This is a genomic window from Erwinia sp. 198 (assembly GCF_003937915.1).
Taxonomy (GTDB): domain Bacteria; phylum Pseudomonadota; class Gammaproteobacteria; order Enterobacterales; family Enterobacteriaceae; genus Erwinia; species Erwinia aeris.
This window is the reverse complement of record NZ_RHUM01000014.1, coordinates 42,835-66,224: the sequence shown is the minus strand read 5'-3', so window position 1 is coordinate 66,224 and position 23,390 is coordinate 42,835. Positions and strand designations below refer to the sequence as shown.

Here is a 23,390-nt window from a genome sequence, read left to right as displayed (position 1 = left end):
TGAAGGGCAAAAATGGCAAAAGCCAAACTAACATTTCGGCTGCACCGCACGGTAATCGTCCTGATCTGCCTGGCGCTGCTGGTCGTGCTGATGCAGGGCGCATCATGGTTCAGCATGGGCCATCAGATGGCCCGCTCGGAGCAGGTGGAGGAGCTGGCGCGCACGCTGACTCGCCAGGTCGCCTTTAGCCTGTCGCCGCTGATGGAAAACAGCGATGACAACCATCAGAAGATTATCGATGTTCTTGCGCAGCTGACCAAAGAGAGCCGCATTCTGGACGCGTCGGTCTATGACGACAGCGGCACGCTGCTGGCGCGCAGCGGCGAAACCATTAACGTGCGCGACCGGCTGGCGCTGGACGGGCAACGGGCCGGCAGCTACTTCAACCATCAGCTGGTAGAGCCGCTGGCCAGCGCTGACGGACCGCGCGGTTTTCTACGCGTCACGCTGGATACCCATGTGCTGGTGACGGATTCGCGTCAGGTCGATAATACCACCAATATTCTGCGCCTGATGATGCTGCTGGCGCTGGCTATCGGCATAATCCTTACCCGTACGCTGCTGCGGGATCGCCGCACGCGCTGGCAGCAGTCGCCCTTTCTGCTTACCGCTAACCGTCCGGTAAAAGAAGATAATGGCGACGACACGCCTGCGGATAAAAGTTAGCGGCCGCTTTTTTCCGGGCGTAGTAACTGACCGTGACCAGATACTTGATCGCCTGAGGATAAAGGACAATACCAAAAAATGCGTAGGGAAAGTGAATGGATACTCTTACGGTAAAGCCGGATGCTTTTTCAACCGGCTTTAGCCAACGGCCGCTGAGGGCAGCGGCCGCTTAAATCAGGCTTTGTCGCCCAGCAGAACGGATTCCAGCGCGATCTCAACCATGTCGTTAAACGTGGTCTGACGCTCGGCCGCTGAGGTCTGCTCATGGGTGCGGATATGGTCGGAAACGGTACAGATAGCCAGCGCTTTCGCACCGAACTCCGCCGCCACGCCATAGATGCCCGCCGCTTCCATTTCCACGCCCAGGATGCCGTATTTTTCCATTACGTCAAACATCTGCGGATCCGGCGTATAGAACAGATCGGCAGAGAAAATGTTACCGACGCGTGCTTCCACGCCCAGGTTTTTCGCCGCGTCTACCGCATCGCGCACCATATCGAAATCGGCGATGGCCGCGAAATCGTGATCCTTAAAGCGCATCCGGTTCACTTTGGAATCGGTGCTTGCACCCATACCGATCACGATATCGCGCAGTTTCACGTCTTCACGAACCGCGCCGCAGGAGCCTACGCGAATAATCTTCTTCACGCCGAATTCGGTGATCAGCTCTTTGGCATAGATCGAGCAGGAAGGAATGCCCATGCCGTGACCCATCACGGAAATTTTACGGCCCTTGTAGGTGCCGGTATAGCCCAGCATTCCACGCACGTTATTGACTTCCACGGCATCCTGCAAAAAGGTTTCCGCAATGTGCTTTGCGCGCAGCGGGTCGCCCGGCATCAGCACCACGTCAGCGAAATCACCCATTTCTGCGTTAATATGAGGGGTAGCCATCTTTTATCCTTATTTACTTTTTGCCGGCTTGCACCGGCATGTTACGTTGCGCTGATTACAGCATGCTTTTGCCATATTCCATTGCGGACAGGCCAAAATACGTTGCGACAGTCTGACCGATATCCGCAAAAGTGTCACGGTATCCCAGCGAGCCTGGTTTAACGTTCGGGCCGTAGATCAAAATTGGGATGTGCTCGCGGGTATGTTCCGTGCCCTGCCAGGTTGGATCGCAGCCGTGGTCGGCGGTGAGGATCAGAATATCGCCCTCCTGGACCAGCGCCATCAGCTCCGGCAGGCGACGGTCAAACAGCTCCAGGCCGCCCGCGTAGCCAGCCACGTCGCGACGGTGGCCCCAGGTGGAGTCGAAATCCACAAAGTTGGTAAAGACGATGCTGTTGTCCGGCGCCGTTTTCATCTCCTGCACGGTCGCGTCGAACAGCGCGTCCAGCCCGGTGGCCTTCACTTTTTTAGTGATGCCGACGTGCGCATAGATATCGGCAATTTTGCCCACGGAAACCACTTCGCCGCCCTTTTCTTCCACCAGCTTTTTCAGGATGGTGGGCGAAGGCGGTTCAACGGCCAGATCGTGGCGGTTGCCGGTACGCTCGAAGTGCCCCGCTTTGTCGCCCACAAACGGACGCGCGATCACGCGGCCAATGTTATAGCCGCCTTCGGTCAGCGCTTCGCGGGCGATTTCACAGAGATCGTACAGGCGCTGTAAGCCAAAGGTTTCTTCATGGCAGGCGATCTGGAACACCGAGTCGGCAGAGGTATAGAAAATCGGCTTGCCGGTTTTCATATGCTCTTCGCCCAGCTGGTCAAGGATCACCGTGCCGGAAGAGTGGCAGTTGCCCAGGTAGCCAGGCAGGCCCGCTTTTTCTACCAGCTCGTCCAGCAGCGCCTGCGGGAAGCTGTTCTCTTTTTCCGTAAAGTAGCCCCAGTCAAACAGCACCGGCACGCCGGCGATTTCCCAATGGCCGGAAGGCGTATCTTTGCCCGACGACAGCTCGCTGGCATAGGCGTAGGCGCCGATAATTTCAGCGTCTTTGTCCAGCCCTGATGGGAATTTACCGGTAGAAGCTTCCGCCGCTTTGCCCAGGCCCAGCGCGGTTAGATTGGGCAGATGCAGCGGCCCTTTGCGGCCGATATCCGCTTCGCCTTTAAAGCAGGCTTCGGCAATATGCCCCAGCGTATCGGAACCTTCATCGCCAAACTTATGAGCGTCTTTGCTTGACCCAATACCGAAAGAGTCGAGCACCATAATAAATGCACGTTTCATCGTGGTCTCCTGCGTTGTTAACGCGATGAGCTAAATTTTATCGATCGGAACAGTATGCCGTTTATTGCGTCACTCTGCGATAAATAACTGGCGTCGGCGGCGGTGATTTTTCTGCCAGGGTTATCGCCTGTTTCACTGCTGCGGCAGCCTCCTGCCAGCTCGCTTCGCTGGCGGCGTGGATCATGGCCAGCGGCCGCTGGCCGTCCACGCTGTCACCCAGCTGCGCCATCTCGCTCAGCCCTACGCTGTAGTCGATACTGTCGCTGGCGCGACGACGGCCGCCGCCCATTGCCACCACCGCCAGCCCCAGCGCGCGGGTATCCATTGCGCTGACGATGCCCGGCCGGTCGGCATACACCGCTTTACTGAGCATCGGCGCGGGCAGGTAGCTGTCCAGCCTGTCGATAAAGTCGGTCGGGCCTTTTTGCGCAGCCACCATGCGCGCAAAGACTTCCGCCGCGCGGCCGTTATCCAACACCGCCTGAAGTTTGCGCATGGCTTCGTCGCGATCTGCCGCCAGGCCGCCTGACACCAGCATTTCGGCGCTGAGCGCCATCGTCACCTCCAGCAGGCGCGGATTGCGGTATTCGCCGGTCAGGAAGCGCACCGCCTCGCGCACTTCCAGCGCGTTGCCCGCGCTGGAGGCCAGCACCTGATTCATATCGGTCAGCAGCGCGGTAGTTTTGCAGCCTGCGCCGTTGGCCACGCCGACAATCGCCTGCGCCAGGCTTTCAGACTGCTCAAAAGTCGGCATAAAAGCGCCTGAACCGACTTTAACGTCCATCACCAGCGCATCCAGCCCTTCGGCGAGCTTTTTCGCCAGGATCGAGGCGGTGATCAGCGGAATGGAATCAACGGTCGCCGTGATATCGCGCGTGGCGTAGAAGCGCTTGTCGGCCGGCGCCAGCGAGTTGGTCTGGCCGATAATCGCCACGCCAACCTCTTTGATAATATTGCGGAAAGTGTGATCTTCCGGGAAGATATCGAAGCCGGGGATCGCCTCCAGCTTATCCAGCGTGCCGCCGGTGTGGCCAAGGCCGCGCCCGGAAATCATCGGCACGTAGCCGCCGCAGGCCGCCACCATCGGGCCAAGCATCAGCGAGGTGACATCGCCCACGCCGCCGGTAGAGTGCTTATCCACTACCGGCCCGTTCAGCCCCAGGCTCTGCCAGTTCAGCACCGAGCCGGAATCGCGCATCGCCATCGTCAGCGCCACGCGCTCTGGCAGCGTCATATCATGGAACCAGATGGTCATCGCCAGCGCGGCGATTTGTCCTTCCGATACCGCGTTATCGCGAACACCGTTAATAAAGAAGCGAATTTCTTCCTCGCTCAGCGCCTGACCATCTCTTTTTTTACGAATAATTTCCTGTGGCAGAAACACGTTACCCCCTGGTGAGGTTTGATGGCCCGGCCGTCGCGTCCGGGCTGGGTTGACGGGCGCCCGCTTCTTTCGGCAGGCGGGCTGACCCGTTTATGAAGGTGGATTAGTAAGCGGAATCGCTTTTTGCTCCAGCGTGACCGGCCGCGTTCAGCAGGCTGGCCAGCAGGCTGGAGGCGCCGAAGCGGAAATGCCGCGCATCGGCCCACTCTTCGCCCAGGATATCGTCCGCCAGCTTCAGATAGATAGCCGCGTCTTCAGCGGTTTTCACGCCGCCCGCCGGCTTAAAGCCAACCTGATGCTTTACGCCTTTTTCGGCAATCACCCGCAGCATGATTTCCGCTACTTCCGGCGTGGCGTTAACCGCTACTTTGCCGGTAGAGGTTTTAATAAAGTCCGCACCGGCATTAATAGCAATTTCAGACGCTTTACGGATTAGCTCTTCTGTTTTCAGCTCGCCGGTTTCGATAATGACTTTCAGCAGCACGCCCGCGTCGGCGCAGGCTTCTTTGCAGGCGTAAACCATGTCGTAGCCGACTTCTTCGTTACCGGCAATCAGCGCGCGGTAAGGGAAAACCACGTCCACTTCGTCAGCGCCGTAGGCGATAGCGGCATGGGTTTCCGCCAGGGCGATTTCGATGTCGTCGTTGCCGTGCGGGAAGTTAGTCACGGTAGCGATACGAATATCCGGCGTACCCTGCTCGCGCAGCGTTTTACGCGCAATCGGAATAAAACGGGGATAGATGCAGATGGCCGCCGTCTCGCCAACAGGCGTTTTGGCCTGATGACACAGCGCAACCACTTTGGCGTCCGTATCGTCGTCGTTCAGGGTGGTCAGATCCATCAGCTTCAGCGCGCGAACGGCGGCAGTGGTTAAATCAGTCATGGTTTTCTCCGAAAAGGCGGTTGGCGTGAGCGCAGTGCAGGGACAATGTTAGAATAGTAACATTCGTTCCGGGCTTCGTCTGTGATAGCTTTCACATTGAGGCCGCTGCTGTTGCCGTAATTATACCGTAAACCGGACAAAATTACATCAGGCTGCCGGGCTGTCCCGATACGGGCCATCCTGGCAGGCATCATAAAATGTTATGATGGTAACATTCAGAAACGGCGCTATTCGCCTGGCGGAGAATACCCTCAGGCCTGTTTCTTCAGACGATAATTATGGATGCCCTGCCTGAGAACCCCCTCTGCCAGCAGCATGGGATCCACGAATTATGAAATAACTACGTCACAGGTTATGACGCTGCGCGCCGACTGCATCAATGTTAGATTAACGGTGCTGCTATTTATGGCCCTTTCAATAAATAAGGCCGCTAATCAAAGCGACCTTGAACTATATGGGCTGATTCATTCAGGTATTTCAATAATTACTTTCCCTACCGGATTTATTTAATCTGTTAAGAAGAAAAACAAAGATATCATCTAAAAGGCGAACGCTGCCCAAAGAGGTTATTATTATCACTGCCCAGCGCGAAAAGCTTTGCGGTAGCGTGTACCAGGCGGACACAATGCCCACTCCACTTAATATGGCTGATGCAAATTGAAATCCCACGATAATAACAATGATATGCCCAATTTTTGCCCCTGAAATAGCTCTCCGAAGTTCAGCACTAACTTCTCGAATAGCCATAATAAAATCCTTTTAATTTCAACCTGAAATATAATTAGTTTCCTTTCACCTCTCAACAAGGCAAAGAAAGTTTTACACCTGATTCAGGAAACCTTCAAGCCGCGTAATTTTCGTCAAAAATAAAGACTAAAGACCTTATCAAACAAAGAATTGGGAATTAATTTTGCGCTATATCAGGTGGGATATGGAATACACGATCGGCAATAACTGAATTAATATGATGGCAATCACAATTATTGTGCCGTGAAAGGGTGGCCTGACGTATCACCGCGATAGCAGCCCGGTCTGCCGGGAAAGGTTTCGAAACCGAGCATTAGCCAGGCTGGACGGTTAATGACCTACTGTATTTACCAGCTTCAGATCCGAAACAGTCGGCGGGTATTTTCGCGCAGGGTGTCGGCAATCTCCTGCGGCGATTCATCGCGGATCTCGCACAGGCTCTGCCAGACGTGCCTGATCCTTTCAGGACGGTTTGGCTGGCCCTGAAAACCCTGCACCGGCATATCGGGCGAATCGGTTTCTAACAGCAGCGAGGCCAGCGGCAAGCGTGCAATAGCGTTGCGGGTTTTGCTGGCCCGCTCGTAGGTGATAGTGCCGCCGACCCCAATAGCAAAGCCTTCGCGGATAAAGGCTAACGCCTGCTGCTCGCTACCGGCAAAGCCGTGCACCACGCCGCGCGCGGGCAAATCGAGCTTGCGCAGCTGCATCGCCAGCTTGTCGTGCGTGCGCCTTGAGTGCAGGATCACCGGCAAATCATAGCGCCTTGCCAGCCTCAGCTGCGCCTCCAGCACCGCCTGCTGCTTGTCGAACTGCGGGTTTTCAATATAAAGATCCAGGCCGATCTCGCCGATCGCTATCAGCTTCGACGCCCCCTGCCGTAGATGATCTTCCAGCTGTTGCAGATGCGCTTCCTGATGGCCGGCAATCGCCATCGGATGCGTACCCAGCGCCGCGTATAAAGGCGCATAGTTTTCCGCCAGTGCCAGCACCCCGGCAAAACGATCCGCCGAAACGCCTACCGCAATAATCTTTTCCACCCCGGCTTCCGCCGCCAGCCGCAGGCTTTCCGCCTCGTTGCCGCAGAAGGGCGGAAAATCAAAGTGACAGTGCGTATCAACAAAAGTCATGCCAGCGATCCTTCAGGAAAATCATCATCGTTGCTCGCCGACGGCACAATCGTCGGTTCATTGGCGGGCGGCACGTCCGGCACTACTGGCGCAGTAGCCTGTGCTTCGCCCTGCAGCCACTGCCCTATTGTAGCCAAAAAATAACGGCCGCAGCGACGACCCAGATGATAGTCCTGATTTAGCGAGGCTATGCGGCTGCCCAGCGCCATGCTTGCCAGTGGACGCGGCGGAAAGATTTCAATGATATTCAGATCGCCAGGCGGCTCGTTAATAAACTGCTGCGTCTGGCGGTAGCTCTCTTCATGCAGGTGCATGATATTAACCAGCGGCTGTAGCGCGCCTTTGTCCAGCCAGCGCTCGACGCGCTTCAGCCACTGCGGCGTATAGGTCATCTGCGACGGCACGGTTCGGATAACGACTATGGTGTCGGCGCCGCGCCGCGCCGCTTCGCGCACCGGCACCGCATCGCTGATACCGCCGTCCAGGTAGCTGATGCCTTCCAGATCGACGCCGGGCCGGTACATGCCGGGAATGGCGCTGGAGGCTTTGATAATGTTCAGCCAGTTCGCTGCGGTAGGCGCAAAGTAGCCAGGCGAATAGTCGTCGCTGCGGCAGGCGCACATGTAAAACTCACGCCCCTGCGAAAACGCCTCTTCGCCCGCCGTCATCGCCAGCGGAAACTCTTTGGCGGTGATATCCACCAGCCAGTCCAGATCGATCAGATGACCGCCGCGCACAAAGCGCAGCGGATCGAAGAAAAGTTTGCTGGTGGTATAGCGCGTAATCACCCGCCGGGCATAGCCAGGCTGGCCGCAAATAAATGCAGAGAGGTTCTGCGCGCCTGCGGAAGTGCCAATCATCAGGTCAAAAGGATTAAAACCAACCCGCTGAAACTCGTCCAGTACGCCTGCGGTAAAAATCCCGCGCTGTCCGCCGCCTTCACAGACCAGGGCGAGCTTGCCCGGATGAAAAGGTGCCAGCGACAGCGGCGTAATATTGCCGAGCGTAATCGGAATGCGTCTGCCCACCTTTCTCCTCCTCTCTGATAGCTAATGCGGTGAGGATACGCTCACGTAGTGACGACGGTTTGGCGCTTATTGCTATGAGTGTTAATGCGGGGAGTGAAAAGCATGACGAAGTGTAGCGAGAAATAAATGCGGGACAAAAGAGTAATGAAATGCAGGCGGAAGTGAACGTGAGAAAAAAGTGACGAGATACTGCGAGAAGTGAACGTGGGAAAAAAGAAAGGACGTGCAGACGGGCAATACGTCTCTTCCCACGGCAGCGCTGGCGCTGCCGTGGGGAGCGTTAAAGCTATAACTTCTTGCGGCCGGTAAACAGGCTGATCAGGAAGATAATGATACCGACAACGAAGACGATTTTCGCTGCCCATGCTGCCGTACCTGCCAGACCACCGAAACCTAATGCGGCGGCGATCAGTGCGATAACCAGAAAGATAATACCCCAACGAAACATAAGCTTCTCCTTACCCTATATTAAAATCGAACATCATCTGTTATTGATTTCTGTCTGACGACGGCACCGTCACGGGCTGGCCGTAAGGGCCAGCCCACGCCGGTATTACGATTTCACCGCCAGATCGTTTTTCACGCTCTTGACGCCTTCAATCGCTTTGGCAATGCCTTCAGCACGATCTGACTGTGCCTGGGTTTTTACCGAACCGGAAAGCTGGACCACACCGTTGGTGGTTTCAACCTTCACGTTGCGGGACGGTACGATGTCATCCGCTAACAGTTTAGCTTTAATTTCGCTGGTTGTTGCTGCATCACCGGCATAGCCGCTGACGCTGCTTTTTGCGCTGTCTTTAACGTGTAGTTTATCGCTGACGGATTTTACGCCCTCAATTTTTTTCGCTTCGGAAACGGCCAGTTCAGCCTGATCCTGAGAAGCGACAAAACCACTCAGCGTTACGACGCCTTCGTGAGTTTTGACTGAGATATCCGTACTTTTAATAGCGTCGTTATCAACCAGGGCTGCTTTCACCTTGGCAGTCACGCCGCTGTCATCCATGTATCCACCGACTTTTTTCATAGAGCTATCGATTTTAGAACCCGCGCTGTCGGTCGTGGACTGTACTTTTGGCGTAGTGGTGTCTTCTGCCATCGCAGCGCCACTAACCAGTGCAGAACCTACCAGAGCAGCCATCAGAGTTTTAGCAATCTTAGTCTTGTTCATCGATCTCTTCCTTCTTAGGTTGATGCACCCACAACTGTGAGCTTTCAGTCACAAACGGCGTGACTGCAGTAGTCAGGCTTTGTAGCAACCGCGCCACATATTTTGCGTCCTGTTGAAATAAATATAGACGCTGATCTGAATTCTGCTGCCCTTTGTGGTTGATATGGCGGATAAATGGGCAAAAGCGCATTTTTTTAAGATGAGTCTGTAAGGCGGGATACGAACAGCCGCGGGCAAAAAAAAAGCGGCGCCGAAGCGCCGCCTGTCAGGGTAACCGTATATAGCCTGCCTGTTAATGTTCGCGCGTTTTGCGGAACACCACGTCAGGATAGCGTTCCTGGGTAATATTCAGGTTGACCATGGTCGGCGCGATATAAGTCAGATTATCACCGCCGTCCAGCGCCAGGTTTACCTCGTTTTTACGCTGGAACTCGTCGAACTTCTTCGCGTCGCTGCATTCCACCCAGCGGGCGGTAGAGACGTTGACCGACTCATAGATCGCTTCGACGTTATATTCGCTTTTCAGTCGCGCCACCACCACGTCGAACTGCAGTACGCCGACCGCGCCCACAATCAGATCGTTGTTGTGCACGGGACGGAACACCTGCACCGCGCCCTCTTCCGACAGCTGCACCAGTCCTTTCAGCAGCTGCTTTTGCTTGAGCGGGTCGCGCAGACGAATACGACGGAACAGCTCCGGCGCGAAGTTCGGAATACCGGTGAACTTCATGTTCTCGCCCTGGGTAAAGGTATCGCCGATCTGAATGGTGCCGTGGTTATGCAGGCCGATGATATCGCCCGGATACGCCTCTTCAACATGCGAGCGGTCGCCCGCCATAAAGGTGAGCGCGTCGGCAATCACCACGTCTTTGCCCAGACGAACCTGGCGCAGCTTCATGCCCTTTTCATACTTGCCGGAAACCACGCGCAGGAAGGCCACACGGTCGCGGTGTTTCGGATCCATATTCGCCTGGATCTTAAACACGAAGCCGGTGAATTTCTCGTCTGCGGCGGTAACGGTACGGATATCGGTAGCGCGCGGCATAGGCGACGGTGCCCACTCCACCAGGCCATCCAACATATGATCCACGCCGAAGTTGCCCAGCGCGGTACCAAAGAACACCGGCGTTAGCTGGCCGTTCAGGAACGCTTCTTTCTCAAACTCGTGCGACGCGCCCTGTACCAGCTCCAGCTCTTCCCGCAGCTGTGCCGCCAGCTCTTCGCCAATGGCGGCGTCCAGCTCCGGGTTATCCAGCCCTTTCACCACGCGAACTTCCTGAATGGTGTGGCCTTTACCGGACTGATAAAGATAGGTTTCATCTTTATAAAGGTGGTAAACGCCCTTGAACAGCTTGCCGCAGCCGATTGGCCAGGTGATCGGCGCGCAGGCGATCTTCAGCTCGCTTTCCACCTCGTCCAGCACTTCCATCGGATCGCGGATATCCCGGTCCAGCTTGTTCATAAAGGTCAGGATCGGCGTATCGCGCAGGCGGGTGACTTCCATCAGCTTGCGGGTACGATCCTCAACGCCTTTAGCGGCATCGATAACCATCAGGCAGCAGTCGACCGCCGTCAGGGTGCGGTAGGTATCTTCCGAGAAGTCTTCGTGTCCCGGCGTATCCAGCAGGTTGACCAGGCTGTCGCGATAGGGGAACTGCATCACGGAGGTGGTGATCGAAATACCACGCTGCTTTTCCATCTCCATCCAGTCGGATTTCGCGTGCTGGCTGGAGCCGCGTCCCTTTACCGTACCGGCGGTCTGGATCGCCTGTCCGAACAGCAGCACCTTTTCGGTGATGGTGGTTTTACCGGCATCCGGGTGCGAGATAATGGCAAAAGTGCGGCGACGAGCCACCTCTTGCATAAAAGGTGCATTTGACATGAAAAAACTCTGTTTGGTGCTGTGCCGCCGCTGCGCGGTTTGCGCAGGAAGACACAGGCGATTAATCATCAATGGCCGGCATTTTCGCCGATTCGGACGCTATACACAATCCACAACGGCGAATGCCTGGCGTAAATGGAAGAAAGGCCGCCAAGCGCGGCGTAAAAGTGCGCCCATTAGCGGAAGCCAGCGGCGCGAAAGGACGAGGTCGCTTTTTACGTCAGGCAGCTATAGCGGCTTACCAGACAGTTTTCTTGCTCTCCTGATCGGTCCGTATCTTTTACTCTTTTTCGGAATACGATGTGAAATCGGGCTGGTTAGTGCCAGGTAAGCAGGCCTTATCTCTTGCCGCCTCTACCGCCCTACGGCATTCACAACCTGTCAGATGGTCGTTCACCAGTCCCAGCGCCTGCATCAGCGAATAGGCGGTTACCGGCCCGACCCACGTCCAGCCACGCTTTTTTAACGCTTTTGACATTTTTATCGCTTCCGGCGACGTTTTGGTTTGCTGCCAGTACGCCAGATCGATAATTTCCGGTCGGGCATCGGGCCCGGGCGCAAACTGCCAGAACCACTCCGCCAGCGATCCCGTCTCGTTAAGCAGCTCAATAGCCCGCTGCGCGTTGTTAATAGTGGACAGAATTTTCGCCCGATTGCGCACAATGCTTTTATCCGCCATCAGTCTGGCGACGTCGTCTTCCGTGAACGTCGCCACCTGATGAAAATCGAAGTCGGCAAAGGCCCGACGAAAATTTTCCCGTTTGTTATAGATGAGCTGCCACGACATCCCCGAGTGAAAGCCTTCAAGGCAGACTTTTTCAAAAAGACGACGATCGTCCACAACCGGCCTGCCCCATTCATTATCGTGATAGTCCGGCATTGACGGTTGCCAGTAACAGCACACGCGACCATCCTCGGACAGCGTCAGCCCCGCCTGTTTTAATGCGGCTTTGTCGTGCTTCATTCTTTCTCCTTACGGAAGTATCTGAATTACCGTAGCGATCGCTCTTTCCAGATAAACGTCTGCGCGGTAGCGGTGCTATATCTGACATCAGCTGTAACAACCGCTTTTGGTGCAGTGCGGCAATCGACGCTATTTTTAGACCATTAACAGCGAGAAGTCAGTCCCGCTACGCCATCCAACCGTGAAAAGGGAAAATTTTATGAGCAGCAACGATTATCAGCCGGCTAAAGTCTGGTCGGAGAACAAAAACGCAGGCGGCACCTGGGGCAGCATTAACCGCCCGACCGCCGGTTCGCGCCACGAAGCTATTCTGCCAATCGGCAAACACCCTTTGCAGCTCTATTCTATGGGCACGCCTAACGGCCAGAAGGTTACTATCCTGCTGGAAGAGCTGCTGGCGCTGAACGTTAACGAGGCCGAATATGATGCGCATCTGATCCGCATTGGCGACAGCGATCAGTTCTCTTCCGGCTTTGTAGAAGTGAACCCGAACTCTAAAATCCCGGCGCTGCTGGATGTTTCTACCACGCCCCCGACCCGCGTGTTTGAATCCGGCGCCATCCTGCTTTATCTGGCAGAGAAATATGGCCACTTTTTACCAAAAGATCCGGCAGGCCGTACCGAAACGCTGAACTGGTTGTTCTGGCTACAGGGCTCTGCACCTTATCTGGGCGGTGGCTTTGGTCATTTCTATAACTACGCGCCGGTAAAAATCGAATACGCCATCGACCGCTTTACCATGGAAGCCAAACGTCAGCTCGATCTGCTGGATCGCCAGCTGGCGGAGAACCGCTATATTGCGGGTGAAAATTACACCATCGCCGATATCGCCATCTGGCCATGGTATGGCGCGCTGGTTCGTGGCGATCTGTACAATGCAGCCGAGTTCCTGGATGTAGGAGCGTATAAGAACCTGCAACGCTGGGCCGATGAAATCGCACAGCGCCCTGCCGTTCAGCGTGGCCGCATCGTCAACCGCACCTGGGGCGAGCCAGCCGAACAGCTGCACGAGCGCCACGATGCCTCTGATTTTGAATTGCGTACCGAAGATAAGCTGGCGAAATAACGCTTATTAATAACAAACAGGCGTTACGCTCTGGCGCTCATAAACAGCGTGTCGGGATCGGACGGTATCCCTTCTCCGACTAAGGGCGAACAGCCCGTCCGGGCCTGATTTATCCGCAGTTTGATTTACCCACCAGCGCGATCTGAATTTGGATCGCGCTTTTTTTAGGCCAGATATTTACCGGCCGCAGCTGACATAAGAAGCCCACCGGGCTGGTTTTTTGGCACAGCCCTTTAAAGTCAGGTGGCGCATAATAGCCGCGGCCCTACGGCTCCTTCAGGCATTGCCCTGTTAACGTATCTGCTGCCGTAGTAAGCAGTAATGGCGCTATCCGGGTCATTATCATGGCAAGGCGAGGTCAGTTGAAAAGCAAATCTTTTAGCCATAAACCGGCGGCTGCCGGGACGAAACCAGGCCTATTCAATAAAATTAATAAAAAAAACGTAACGTTTTAAAATCCCCCAGGAAAGCGAAAATTTTACAGCCTGCAATATCGCTCACCGACTGCCGTCAGCCGGTATCAGTTATATTCTGGCGCGCGCTTAAACAGTTCTTCCGCCATCGTGGTGATGCGACCCCCTTCCGTAAGCTTTTCTCGCCACGTCTGCGGGATACCTGAATAGCCATACAGCGCCCCCGCCACCTGACCTGCTGTTGCTGCCACACTGTCGGCATCATCCGCAAGATTAGCCGCCAGCAGAATGGCATCCCGAAAGTTATCCGTCTGCCAGACGGCCCATAATGCCGCCTCCAGGGTGTCAATAACATAGCCGCTTGAACGGATCTGGTCCCGACGCTTCTGCTTATATTCACCCGCATTAATTAGCGCGGCTCTGGCATTGAACGGGCAGATGTGCGGCGATAAAGCCTCGTTTTTATCTGCACCGTTGAGCAATTTATGCAGGATCAGCCCCAGTAACCGGCTGCAATCCAGCGATTCAAAAGCACCATGCGTGGCTCTGCCCTGCTGTTCCGCATCATTAAGCGTATGCAGCAGAGAGTGCCGCTGGAAAATAGCGGAAGGCGCCAGCCGGATGATCGCTGCGTTACCCGCGGTGCCGGGATCGGTATTGCCGAACCAGGCCAGCCCATGCAGAAGATGCTGTTCCAAAGCGTAACGCGTTGCGCTACCGATATCGAAACAGACCCCGGTCACGCTGTTTACGCCATAGCGATACCAGTTCACCATGCGATTGCGGAAGTCATTAAGATCCAGCCGATCCCGATAAAGGTACGTTTCTGCCAGACACAGCGCCATGGTGGTATCGTCGGTCCAGTCACCCGCTCTTAAGTTAAAGGGCCCGCCGCCGACCATATCGTCAACAGCGTGCCGATCGCGTGGCTCAAATTCAAGCGTCGTGCCGACGGCATCGCCCGCCGCCAGACCGACCAGCGCGCCTTTAGCCCGATCGCGTAGCAGCTCTCTTTCCTTCGCAGAGGAAGAAGCAGAGAGCCAGCCAGGTAATGGCTCACCGTTCAGCCAGAGGTGATAATCAGGCTGTAAACTGTCGGCGTTAACGTCTGCAATCGGGTAGCCAGATGGCAGATAAGCGGCATAATTGTTGCGAACGTAGTCGTTGAGGACATCGGTTTGGGCATGAAGATCGATCATAGTCAGACGGTTATTCCTGTTTGATACCACAGTGGCTATAAGCACAAGGTAGCATTGTCCCTGTGCCATTTTCTGAATAGTGATTTATGAGCAAGGCGGTGGTCAGATATTGCCTTCAGGAATGCCGATTAAAATCATCAGCTCGTTCCGCCGTCATTTTAAGGTAGCAGCCTGAGCCGTCGATGGCTGCTAACGTGCCGCCAGCTTCCTGAGAAGTAAAAGCGCCGCAATTTTCATCCCTGAATTTAACCCACAGCCGCTGAGCATAAAATTTTGCTTCACGTCTGTACTCATGCCAGCCAGATAGCGTTGATAATTAGCATTAAGCCGCCTGTTCTGATAATCATCCTTAACGGCGTTACAGGCTATGATAGCTGCGATAACACCTTCGGACGCGTCCATACAATTACGCCAGGCTTTTATCCTCTGCCGCCAAACAGGAAAACGCCAGCAGCCAGGTACAGGCGATAAGCCAGAGAATTTTCAATTCTGATTATCCGATTTGAACACCATCATGATATGACTGATGCGGTTATTATCGATCTGAAAAGAAAGCCGTTTATCGGCGCTGTCATAGCTAAGCCAGCGTTGGTTGTCGCTGTTATCTATGGTACCCGGACCGTAAGCCGCGGTCAGCTGTGTCTCGCTGTCGCCTGTTTTAATTCCACGCCGGGTAGAGATATCAGGGGAGTTGAGCTCTATCTGAGCGATAATATAGCTGTCGACGCTCCGATGGAGTCTGTCCCAAAAAAGATTGGCGCTGTATATCGAATAGCCTGAGTAATGATGCTGCCAGAACTTATAGCTGCTCTCACCGAAAGGCACATCACCGACAAATTCACTCTTTTCTTCCTTGCCGCCAGCCTGCATGGTGTTGTTGTTCCATGCCTCACCCAACGTTATCTTCTGACCCCGGATGATAACGGTAAAATCAGCGGCTGATAAATCCTGCGAGGTTGCTGCCTGCCGGTTGTAGTCTGGCCCGACGCCTGTATGCGTGGCGGCCAGTCTGCTTTTATCAACCCAGCCGGTTACCTGTTGGTCATCGGCCATATACATTACCGAGGCGTAATTTTTGTACTCGAGATAGGTATAAACCTGTTGCCCCGGAATGATAAATGTTCCGCGCATCGCGCATCGACTCTCTGGCGCGGAGTAAAACTGGAGCCGCCCTTTGCCTGTCACTTTGTAGACGTTTTCTGTGCCGTCGGTGCTTATGCCTTCTTTATTGGCCAGTGCATCGAGATGGGTACAAAAATCCTCTGCCTGAGCGGTACAGGCGAGCAGTAACAGTATGATCGGGGAAGTTTTCATGATGGGGATCTTAAAATGATAATGAATTTATTGAATGCAAAACAGACATGGCCGCTTTAAGAAAATGCTGTCCTTTCGCTATTTTACCATGATTTTTCGCTTATTTTATCTCTTTTAATCAGGCCATTACTTTTGGCATTTGTCAAAATTACGACTGCTATCCATCCTTGCGATAATCGGCATAGCATTTAATTTTTTTATAATCCCGCTCTGGCGGCCCCGGCAGCATAAGTCTTTCTCTGACTGATTTGTAATATTGGAAAAGATTGCAGCACAAACCCTCCTCAGATTGAGAATCCGACGTCCATATGAGTTGGCAGGCCTTTCAGTGCAGCATGGTATAACAAAGTATTAAGCTGCTCGTTAACAGGCTTTACCCATGAACGGCTCCCGGCAGCCCTCTGTAAACATGGGATGTGCTGCATGCCAGCGTCAGGTTACAGTGCTCACTCACCATCCGCATGCCACTCCTCAGAAATGAAATAACTTCCGCTTCACGCCCATGGCGATGCAGAATTTTTTGCGTGCGGCGGCCCGGCGCGTCATAGCGGTATTCCGCGCGGCTGAACTCCCTGTGCCCATCGAAACGCACTTCGCTGATGCGATGTTCATCGTTATAGCTGAAGTGCTGCTCTACTGCGCCGGCAGACGATTTCCGCTACGTCATGCGGCCAAAGCCGTCATATTGCCAACGCGCGCCTTTCAGTCTTCGCTGTAGATTCTGCCAGACAGCATCACCTGATTTCTCCGTCCGGTTCCCTGCCGGATCCTAACTAAATTGCTCTTCTTTATACACCCGTACCTCACCCATCACCTGGCCCACCGCACCATAGCCAAAGAGCTGCTGCTGGTTTGCTCACTTGTTGTGCTACATTGCGCTGACGTCATCGGGAACTCTCCACAGGAAGACGATTACATTTTAGTGTAGGTAAATATTACAGATAAGCGGGTGACATAGGCGTGATTTAAGATGGAACAAAATTCCGTTTGAAGTTACAAGTCTATTTAATACCCATCTTCTATTCTGTCAGAAAAAACACCTGCACGGGCATATAACAATCAAAATTATTATTTAAATTAACATACCTTTCTAAATCCAGAGCCAAAATGATAGCAAGCAATTTAAAAAAATAAATATAAAATGGCATTCTAGACTCAAAGACCCGGAAGAAATTAATGTTGCCTTCCGGTTTACAGCTATAATTCTATTTCATACAAGTTATTTAAAAAATTATCAAAACTTGATGCTATCAGATGCATGTTATCCATTCCAGGTTTATCGCCGTCTTCAGCTTCATTTTCATGGTCCCAATAATAAACATTATCACCCCCGCTATTAATCTCTATTAAAATTAGGCTACCCCCAGGATCTTTAGCTATGGGAAAATATTTCTCAGGAATACGACCCTTATAATTTCTAAAGTATTCTATAAGGCTTTCACTTTTTGAACTGCTAATTTCTAAAAATTTATCAATGCTTGAGCCATCACTACCATCAGCAAAGTCAAAACCATCTGGCTGAGGATAGCCACCATTATATTTTTTTAAGAAATTTTTATAGCTACCAGGTAGTTTAATGGCATGCTGACTTTCTATATCGAATATCTCTTTTTCACTTACAACACCCTTTGAACCATGTATTTGTGTCATAGATTCATCTCCCTGTTGCTATGCCACCAGTATGTTTTACAGCGGCGTGTATGTCGGTTGGTATTAACTGCATGTAACCTGAATCCTGGTAATGATGCCAGGTATAATTTCCAGGCCTTGGGTTAGCTCTATCATATCCTGCGGCTCTATCTGCACGAGCAAAATCAATACCACGAGTTCTACCAAGTTCAATACGAACATTCTTTATTGCATATCTAGTAAAGTCAGGGAACCCCGCGTGATTAAATGGAACACTATGTGGATATTTGCTTCTTATCCCTACAGGTAAACTTTCAAGAGGATACATCCTTCCTGCAAATTTACCATTAATTGGCATTCGACCATTGGCTGACTTCACCATTTTGGAAGCTAAACTACACTTACTCAACCCCAGCGGGTCAACCTAAGTAAACCGCCCACCCACCAGATCGTAATACCGGAACAGATTGAAGTGCAGCCCGCTTTCACGATCCAGGTACTGTCCCTGAAACCGGAGATTCTGCTGCACGGCCTGGAAGCCGGTCACGCTTTCGCGCTCCGTTTCGCCCCAGGTCGAGAAGTGTCCGCGCCATACCACCTCGCCATGCTCGTCGGTCATCCGTTCCGGCAGGCCGTTCAGTTCGGTGTGATACCAGAAAATGTCCGACTGTTCGCCAATGCTGTCCACCCGCGCCAGCGGTTCCCAGCTGTTTTCGCCGTAGATGTACTGCGTGAAGAGGTATAAAGGCACTTCCAAAAATGCAATGCAATCTATTTCTTAGTAAAATCGGGAGTAATAAAGATTCTATATTCGTTATCAAAATCCATAGACCATCTCCCTTCTGACTCAATGCGTAAACCAAATACCATAAAGCATCAATACAGCCCCCAAAGAGACTATACATTCGACAAAAGTTAGAAGACCAGCGGCCAGTTTACTGGTAACTTGCGAAAAATTTTATAATTTTTAAAGTTATGTTTTTTTGAAAACCCATAATTAGGCCAAAGATAGTCGATATAGCTACAATCGTAAACCTCGTTCCCCACACCACTATAAACGAGGCACCTATTTCCTCCGTTAGATCGCCGGCAGCATCATTAGTAAAGCCAGGAATTATCGCGACTAAGAATTTAAGGAAACAACCAAAAACAATAATCCCAATAAATACAACGATCAGTCCTTTACTTGCGTTTGCTAATGAATTTTCTCTATAATAAATTTTATCTCGTCAAAATGATAAAGAGTTACAAATAAAAAAGACAGTAAAGCCATGACTCCCATAATATTTTCACTTGCAACAATTTACTTATCAATTAAAATTGTCGTACATCCTTCGATAATAATAACCTCGCCACCGCCGTTCCTCTCAGCGCGTGCCAAATTATCATCTTCCCAGAAGGATAATTCCTTTAGTGACACAACGATTATTTTCAGCTCAACGCCCGAGCCCCCCCCATCATAGCTCATATACTCCGCCGTACCCTGATATTCCTTTACCTAGACTATACTATTCTAATCCCCTGGTCTTGCCCTTCAAAATACAGCTTTGCTTTTCGGTTAATCACGTTAATGCGCTTTATAGAAGCACCCAACCAGGCAAGCTACATACTATCAATAATGTTCCAGCCTGTACCTTAAATGCGACTGGTTGAGGCGGGATTTGACACCGGGCGCGGCATCACCCACAGGGTTTTGCACGGGTGTATCGTACTGATCGCTGACGCGACGAGTGCCGACGCTGGGGAAACAGCTTTATCCGGTGCGACAGGTGGTGAAGAGAGTTAAGGAGGCAGTCTTTTAAAAGGATGAACGGCTTTTCCTTACTGATTCGAATAAATACGAGGAATTCTGTAATTTGCAATGTGATAGCTACTTAATACAGATATCTATTATTTTTTACTGGCAATGATGCAGAAAAAATTGTGGTTACTTCACTGGAAGGCCACCAAAATACTCTACCGCCTGGCCGATGAAATAGTGGGCGAAGTCACCAGATGGCTGGCGCGACTCCAGCTGAAGTGAGAAGTGATATACTTTGAACAAAGGCAACATATTAGGCAGTAGAAGCTGCCTAATATTATTTATCTCTAAATATAGTAAGATCCCTCCCTCGTTCGATATTAATATTAAACAATTTCAATTACTGTTAATATAAAACTACCTTGGAAAAACATTGACCTTCCCATTTTTACTGTCAAAATATATTTCTTTTATTTTTTTATCATTATCATATTCGCATGATAAAATCACATAAGGTTGTGCAGAATTATTACCTACTGTTAAAATTTCCTTGATGACATTTCCTTCATAAAAATAATGATACCCTGAATTATTATCATCATCATTAGCATAATACGCTTCTACTGGTCTGCTTTTCTCATCAAAAAAAACTTGAGAAATAGCCAAGTTTTTCCCATTAATATCTTGCTTTATTTCTAACTCGCTGTTTTCTTCTCGAATAATATAAGATACATCTTCTACAACTCCTTTAGAGTTATAGCTTAGAATCTTACTAATTAACCTGTCATTTGAAAGATAACAATATACATTTTTTTTATTTTTTGGCTCTTTCTGTTGCATATCTCCATTTTTGAATCCTGTTAGCTCGTTATAGAAAGGTATGACACTAAATGCATTAAATTTAGACCACGATACTATTTTTTCTTCATTACTGCCAATGGAACTTATTTTACTTGATAAAAAATCTTCTGAATTTAAAAGAGAAGAAAATTCATCTAAATTCCTCTTAATTTTATCTGCTATTTCTTGCACCCTATCATCCTCTTTATAGAATAGGAAATTTACCATTAGCAAGGGGAAAGACCTTTCCACTTGCAAGTTCACTTTTGATTGACTTAAGCGCAGTCAAAAACTCTTCATCCGTTTGGCCATTAATTAATCTATCATAAACATATTGCTTGTAAGCATTACCATGTATGCCATTGCCTTTATGAGCTGTTGTTAATGTACCATCAATACGATCTGCTCGTGTATTTGGAAGCCAAACCCCATTTTTTGAATTATTAATATCAATATTGAGATCATCCATTCGCTTCCTCAACGCAACCATACGAGGATCTGAGGAATTGGACATTACAATATGATGGGCATCATATTTCCCTCCCCCTAAAGGTTGGGGGCCTAAGTTACGAGCGAGTTTGGCCGCATCCGTAGAGCAGCTCATCCAACCCAGCGGATCCACCCACGTCAGCGGGTCGCCCACATATCCATAAGTATTAATCCCACCCGCCAGTCCTATCGGGTCGACCTGGGTAAACCGCCCACCCACCGGATCGTAATACCGGAACAGATTGTAGTGAAGGCCCGTCTCCCTGTCCAGGTACTGTCCCTGAAAACGAAGGTTCTGCTGTACCGCCTGGAAGCCGGTCACGCTTTCGCGCTCCGTTTCACCCCAGGTCGAAAAGCGGCCGCGCCACACCACCTCGCCGTGTTCGTCGTTCATCCGTTCCGGCAAGCCGTTCAGTTCGGTGTGATACCAGAAAACATCCGACTGTTCGCCGATGCTGTCCACACGCGCCAGCGGTTCCCAGCTGTTTTCGCCGTAGATGTACTGCGTGTTGCGCGCAGGCTGAAGGCTGCTGCTTTCGCCCACCATCCGCAGGCCGCTCCACAGAAAAGAAATAACTTCCGTTTCACGCCCGTGGCGGTGCAGAATTTTTTGCGTGCGGCGGCCCAGCACGTCGTAGCGGTATTCCGCACGGCTGAACTCTTTATGTCCGTCAAAGCGTACTTCACTGATGCGATGTTCATCGTCGTAGCTGAAGTGCTGCTCCACAGCACTGGCGGACGATTTCCGCCACGTCATGCGACCAAAGCCGTCGTAGCGCCAGCGCGCACCCTTCAGCCTGAGCAGCAGGTTGCGCCACACGGTTTCGCCCGGGCGGTCGGTCTGGTTGCCCGCGGCATCCCAGTTGAAATGCTCTTCCTTATTTGCGGGTAAGTGGCTAGCTGAGACGGAGTTTGAGGTGGGAAACGGTGTCAATCTGAAGATGCTGAACGACTATCTGGTGCTGATACTCGGCAGCCGGAAGGGAAAGCAACTCCGACAGGAGCGGGTTTGGCTTGAACAGCAAAGGCGGGGGTGCAGTATACCCGGCAACAGGCGCTGCTGGCCCAAGCCAGCTGCTAAAAATAAAGCCGAATGGATCGTTAGATCGTTTCCGGCTGTTTTTATCTTAGGATTTATAATCCAAAGAACCACTCTATGAAACTGTTAAAATCTTTCCATTGAGGATGAATCGTCCCCGCTTTAAAATCCTCCAATTTTTCACCTAGGCTTAATTCTGCCAATTCACCAGTTTTTTTATTATAAAAAAAACCATACCCCCCCTCAAAACTATCAAGTGGAATATATTCATCACTTAACCCCAATACATTATGGGTTCTCTTTAGATCCAGATCATAATCTGAATTCAATATGAACCAACCAAGCTGATATATCTCTTTCTGGCGACTATAAAAAGTAGGGCCATCTTCAGCGTGAATATAAAAATCATATATATCAGATGATTGCTTTATGCCCAACTTACTAAGCGCATTCTTATACTCTTCCGATACTTCATCAAACCACCACCCCTGATTTTTGAGATATTCTTTAACCTTCTGAGATAACATATTAACCTCTACATTTAGTTTTTAAGCTTCGCTTATGTATTTCACTTTCACCACGTTGTCGCCAGTAACTATCACGATCATTATTGAAGCTTTCTCTGTCTACAGGGTTTGTTGGATGTGGTTTCGGTAAATAAGGGTGCAGTGCATTTGTTCCATAATATTTTTGGTGAGTGCCTGCTGAGAGTTCAAACAATGAACCTAATCCGTTTTGTTTGGAGTGATGGAGATTTATCTGGGAATATTTTCCGTTTTTAACGACAAATGGACTTTTACCTTCTAATACTAAATCTAAGTTTGTTTTCACTCCGTTTCGTGTATTAACAGGTAAATCCCAATCAATTGCTTGTTGGTAAACCGTATGCGTGCTGCCCGATGGGGCATTGAATACCGATGGTGTAAAGAAGTTGCTTAAACCCAGTGGATCAACCCAAACCATCGGATCGCCCACATATCCATAAGTATTAATCCCACCCGCCAGTCCTATCGGGTCGACCTGGGTAAACCGCCCACCCACCGGATCGTAATAGCGGAATAAATTGTAATGAAGGCCCGTCTCCCTGTCCAGGTACTGCCCCTGAAACCGGAGATTCTGCTGTACCGCCTGGAAGCCGGTCACGCTTTCGCGCTCCGTTTCACCCCAGGCGGAGAAGCGGCCGCGCCACACCACCTCGCCATGCTCGTCGTTCATCCGTTCCGGCAAGCCGTTCAGTTCGGTGTGATACCAGAAAACATCCGACTGTTCGCCGATGCTGTCCACACGCGCCAGCGGTTCCCAGCTGTTTTCGCCGTAGATGTACTGCGTGTTGCGCGCAGGCTGAAGGCTGCTGCTTTCGCCCACCATCCGCAGGCCGCTCCACAGAAAAGAAATAACTTCCGTTTCACGCCCGTGGCGGTGCAGAATTTTTTGCGTGCGGCGGCCCAGCACGTCGTAGCGGTATTCCGCACGGCTGAACTCTTTATGTCCGTCAAAGCGTACTTCACTGATGCGATGTTCATCGTCGTAGCTGAAGTGCTGCTCCACAGCACTGGCGGACGATTTCCGCCACGTCATGCGACCAAAGCCGTCGTAGCGCCAGCGCGCACCCTTCAGCCTGAGCAGCAGGTTGCGCCA

General features: G+C 51.6%; 23 protein-coding genes and 1 pseudogene. 2 read left to right on the top strand and 22 right to left on the bottom strand.

Features of this window, described 5'->3' with window-relative positions; genetic code table 11:
- Window positions 1–12 precede the first annotated feature (12 nt).
- Window positions 13–666, top strand: coding sequence for a YtjB family periplasmic protein (locus EGK14_RS18085; RefSeq protein ID WP_125290482.1), 654 nt, complete (start codon window positions 13–15; stop codon window positions 664–666).
- 174 nt (window positions 667–840) lie between these two features.
- Here the strand turns inward: EGK14_RS18085 and deoD are convergent, their stop codons facing one another.
- The 11 genes from deoD to EGK14_RS18030 all read right to left on the bottom strand — a co-directional run bounded on the left by deoD (window position 841) and on the right by EGK14_RS18030 (window position 12,022).
- Window positions 841–1,560 carry a purine-nucleoside phosphorylase gene (gene deoD, locus EGK14_RS18080; protein WP_125290481.1) on the bottom strand — a complete coding sequence of 240 codons (720 nt, stop codon included), beginning with the start codon at window positions 1,558–1,560 and terminating at the stop codon, window positions 841–843.
- Between the two features lie 55 nt (window positions 1,561–1,615).
- Window positions 1,616–2,839 (bottom strand): phosphopentomutase, encoded by a 1,224-nt coding sequence (deoB, locus tag EGK14_RS18075; protein WP_125290480.1) that lies wholly within the window; start codon window positions 2,837–2,839, stop codon window positions 1,616–1,618.
- Window positions 2,840–2,900: 61 nt separating this feature from the next.
- Window positions 2,901–4,223: a thymidine phosphorylase gene (gene deoA, locus EGK14_RS18070; protein ID WP_125290479.1), complete on the bottom strand. Its 1,323-nt coding sequence runs from the start codon at window positions 4,221–4,223 to the stop codon at window positions 2,901–2,903.
- 103 nt (window positions 4,224–4,326) lie between these two features.
- On the bottom strand, window positions 4,327–5,106 hold the full coding sequence (gene deoC / locus EGK14_RS18065; RefSeq protein ID WP_125290478.1) for a deoxyribose-phosphate aldolase: 780 nt from the start codon (window positions 5,104–5,106) through the stop codon (window positions 4,327–4,329).
- Between the two features lie 477 nt (window positions 5,107–5,583).
- Window positions 5,584–5,853 carry a hypothetical protein gene (locus EGK14_RS18060; protein WP_125290477.1) on the bottom strand — a complete coding sequence of 90 codons (270 nt, stop codon included), beginning with the start codon at window positions 5,851–5,853 and terminating at the stop codon, window positions 5,584–5,586.
- A gap of 356 nt (window positions 5,854–6,209) precedes the next feature.
- Complete coding sequence (locus EGK14_RS18055; RefSeq protein WP_125290476.1) at window positions 6,210–6,980, bottom strand: TatD family hydrolase; 771 nt, start codon at window positions 6,978–6,980, stop codon at window positions 6,210–6,212.
- The gene (locus EGK14_RS18050) at window positions 6,977–8,008 is read right to left on the bottom strand and encodes a patatin family protein (protein WP_125290475.1); all 1,032 of its coding nucleotides are present in this window, start codon (window positions 8,006–8,008) and stop codon (window positions 6,977–6,979) included. Before EGK14_RS18050 ends, EGK14_RS18055 begins: the two co-directional genes overlap by 4 nt.
- Before the next feature lie 286 nt (window positions 8,009–8,294).
- Complete coding sequence (locus EGK14_RS18045) at window positions 8,295–8,456, bottom strand: DUF1328 domain-containing protein (protein ID WP_071995405.1); 162 nt, start codon at window positions 8,454–8,456, stop codon at window positions 8,295–8,297.
- A 105-nt stretch (window positions 8,457–8,561) separates the two neighbouring features.
- Window positions 8,562–9,176, bottom strand: coding sequence for a molecular chaperone OsmY (gene osmY / locus EGK14_RS18040; RefSeq protein WP_125290474.1), 615 nt, complete (start codon window positions 9,174–9,176; stop codon window positions 8,562–8,564).
- Between the two features lie 292 nt (window positions 9,177–9,468).
- Window positions 9,469–11,058, bottom strand: a complete 1,590-nt coding sequence (gene prfC / locus EGK14_RS18035; RefSeq protein WP_125290473.1) for a peptide chain release factor 3 — start codon at window positions 11,056–11,058, stop codon at window positions 9,469–9,471.
- 280 nt (window positions 11,059–11,338) lie between these two features.
- Window positions 11,339–12,022, bottom strand: a complete 684-nt coding sequence (locus EGK14_RS18030) for a DNA-3-methyladenine glycosylase I (RefSeq protein WP_125290472.1) — start codon at window positions 12,020–12,022, stop codon at window positions 11,339–11,341.
- A gap of 199 nt (window positions 12,023–12,221) precedes the next feature.
- On the opposite strand from EGK14_RS18030, the gene yghU reads away from it, so the two are divergent.
- Window positions 12,222–13,088, top strand: a complete 867-nt coding sequence (gene yghU / locus EGK14_RS18025; RefSeq protein WP_125290471.1) for a glutathione-dependent disulfide-bond oxidoreductase — start codon at window positions 12,222–12,224, stop codon at window positions 13,086–13,088.
- A gap of 520 nt (window positions 13,089–13,608) precedes the next feature.
- Here yghU and tri1 read toward each other — a convergent pair.
- The 11 genes and pseudogenes from tri1 to EGK14_RS21335 form a co-directional block, all read right to left on the bottom strand.
- On the bottom strand, window positions 13,609–14,700 hold the full coding sequence (gene tri1 / locus EGK14_RS18020; protein ID WP_125290470.1) for an ADP-ribosylarginine hydrolase Tri1: 1,092 nt from the start codon (window positions 14,698–14,700) through the stop codon (window positions 13,609–13,611).
- 115 nt (window positions 14,701–14,815) lie between these two features.
- Entirely contained in the window at window positions 14,816–14,956 is a 141-nt protein-coding gene (locus EGK14_RS21910) for a lysozyme inhibitor LprI family protein (RefSeq protein WP_125290546.1), read from the bottom strand.
- Window positions 14,890–15,102, bottom strand: coding sequence for a hypothetical protein (locus EGK14_RS18010; RefSeq protein ID WP_125290469.1), 213 nt, complete (start codon window positions 15,100–15,102; stop codon window positions 14,890–14,892). Before EGK14_RS18010 ends, EGK14_RS21910 begins: the two co-directional genes overlap by 67 nt.
- 81 nt (window positions 15,103–15,183) lie before the next feature.
- On the bottom strand, window positions 15,184–16,014 hold the full coding sequence (locus EGK14_RS21430) for a hypothetical protein (RefSeq protein WP_199746478.1): 831 nt from the start codon (window positions 16,012–16,014) through the stop codon (window positions 15,184–15,186).
- 1,197 nt (window positions 16,015–17,211) lie between these two features.
- Window positions 17,212–17,664 (bottom strand): SMI1/KNR4 family protein, encoded by a 453-nt coding sequence (locus EGK14_RS18000; RefSeq protein WP_125290468.1) that lies wholly within the window; start codon window positions 17,662–17,664, stop codon window positions 17,212–17,214.
- A 4-nt stretch (window positions 17,665–17,668) separates the two neighbouring features.
- Window positions 17,669–18,376: pseudogene (locus EGK14_RS21905) on the bottom strand (HNH endonuclease); the annotation flags it as partial.
- Between the two features lie 570 nt (window positions 18,377–18,946).
- Complete coding sequence (locus EGK14_RS21340; RefSeq protein WP_158616066.1) at window positions 18,947–19,111, bottom strand: hypothetical protein; 165 nt, start codon at window positions 19,109–19,111, stop codon at window positions 18,947–18,949.
- 690 nt (window positions 19,112–19,801) lie between these two features.
- The gene (locus tag EGK14_RS17985) at window positions 19,802–20,416 is read right to left on the bottom strand and encodes a hypothetical protein (protein ID WP_125290465.1); all 615 of its coding nucleotides are present in this window, start codon (window positions 20,414–20,416) and stop codon (window positions 19,802–19,804) included.
- A gap of 13 nt (window positions 20,417–20,429) precedes the next feature.
- Entirely contained in the window at window positions 20,430–21,647 is a 1,218-nt protein-coding gene (locus EGK14_RS21900; RefSeq protein ID WP_125290464.1) for an RHS repeat-associated core domain-containing protein, read from the bottom strand.
- A 200-nt stretch (window positions 21,648–21,847) separates the two neighbouring features.
- A complete protein-coding gene (locus EGK14_RS17975; RefSeq protein WP_125290463.1) occupies window positions 21,848–22,279 on the bottom strand; it encodes a hypothetical protein in 432 nt (143 codons plus the stop codon).
- 1 nt (window position 22,280) lies between these two features.
- A partial coding sequence (locus tag EGK14_RS21335; RefSeq protein ID WP_199746476.1) for an RHS repeat-associated core domain-containing protein occupies window positions 22,281–23,390 on the bottom strand: 1,110 nt, incomplete at its 5' end.

Excerpts from the sequence above, each read along its gene's own strand:
- osmY (WP_125290474.1), bottom strand. The coding sequence starts at position 9,176 with ATGAACAAGACTAAGATTGCTAAAACTCTGATGGCTGCTCTGGTAGGT.
- EGK14_RS17975 (WP_125290463.1), bottom strand. The coding sequence starts at position 22,279 with ATGTTATCTCAGAAGGTTAAAGAATATCTCAAAAATCAGGGGTGGTGG.
- EGK14_RS18085 (WP_125290482.1), top strand. The coding sequence starts at position 13 with ATGGCAAAAGCCAAACTAACATTTCGGCTGCACCGCACGGTAATCGTC.
- EGK14_RS21430 (WP_199746478.1), bottom strand. The coding sequence starts at position 16,014 with ATGAAAACTTCCCCGATCATACTGTTACTGCTCGCCTGTACCGCTCAG.
- EGK14_RS18010 (WP_125290469.1), bottom strand. The coding sequence starts at position 15,102 with ATGGACGCGTCCGAAGGTGTTATCGCAGCTATCATAGCCTGTAACGCC.
- EGK14_RS21340 (WP_158616066.1), bottom strand. The coding sequence starts at position 19,111 with ATGAGCTATGATGGGGGGGGCTCGGGCGTTGAGCTGAAAATAATCGTT.
- prfC (WP_125290473.1), bottom strand. The coding sequence starts at position 11,058 with ATGTCAAATGCACCTTTTATGCAAGAGGTGGCTCGTCGCCGCACTTTT.
- yghU (WP_125290471.1), top strand. The coding sequence starts at position 12,222 with ATGAGCAGCAACGATTATCAGCCGGCTAAAGTCTGGTCGGAGAACAAA.
- EGK14_RS18030 (WP_125290472.1), bottom strand. The coding sequence starts at position 12,022 with ATGAAGCACGACAAAGCCGCATTAAAACAGGCGGGGCTGACGCTGTCC.
- deoB (WP_125290480.1), bottom strand. The coding sequence starts at position 2,839 with ATGAAACGTGCATTTATTATGGTGCTCGACTCTTTCGGTATTGGGTCA.
- EGK14_RS18060 (WP_125290477.1), bottom strand. The coding sequence starts at position 5,853 with ATGGCTATTCGAGAAGTTAGTGCTGAACTTCGGAGAGCTATTTCAGGG.
- tri1 (WP_125290470.1), bottom strand. The coding sequence starts at position 14,700 with ATGATCGATCTTCATGCCCAAACCGATGTCCTCAACGACTACGTTCGC.
- deoC (WP_125290478.1), bottom strand. The coding sequence starts at position 5,106 with ATGACTGATTTAACCACTGCCGCCGTTCGCGCGCTGAAGCTGATGGAT.
- EGK14_RS18000 (WP_125290468.1), bottom strand. The coding sequence starts at position 17,664 with ATGACACAAATACATGGTTCAAAGGGTGTTGTAAGTGAAAAAGAGATA.
- EGK14_RS18055 (WP_125290476.1), bottom strand. The coding sequence starts at position 6,980 with ATGACTTTTGTTGATACGCACTGTCACTTTGATTTTCCGCCCTTCTGC.
- EGK14_RS18045 (WP_071995405.1), bottom strand. The coding sequence starts at position 8,456 with ATGTTTCGTTGGGGTATTATCTTTCTGGTTATCGCACTGATCGCCGCC.
- deoD (WP_125290481.1), bottom strand. The coding sequence starts at position 1,560 with ATGGCTACCCCTCATATTAACGCAGAAATGGGTGATTTCGCTGACGTG.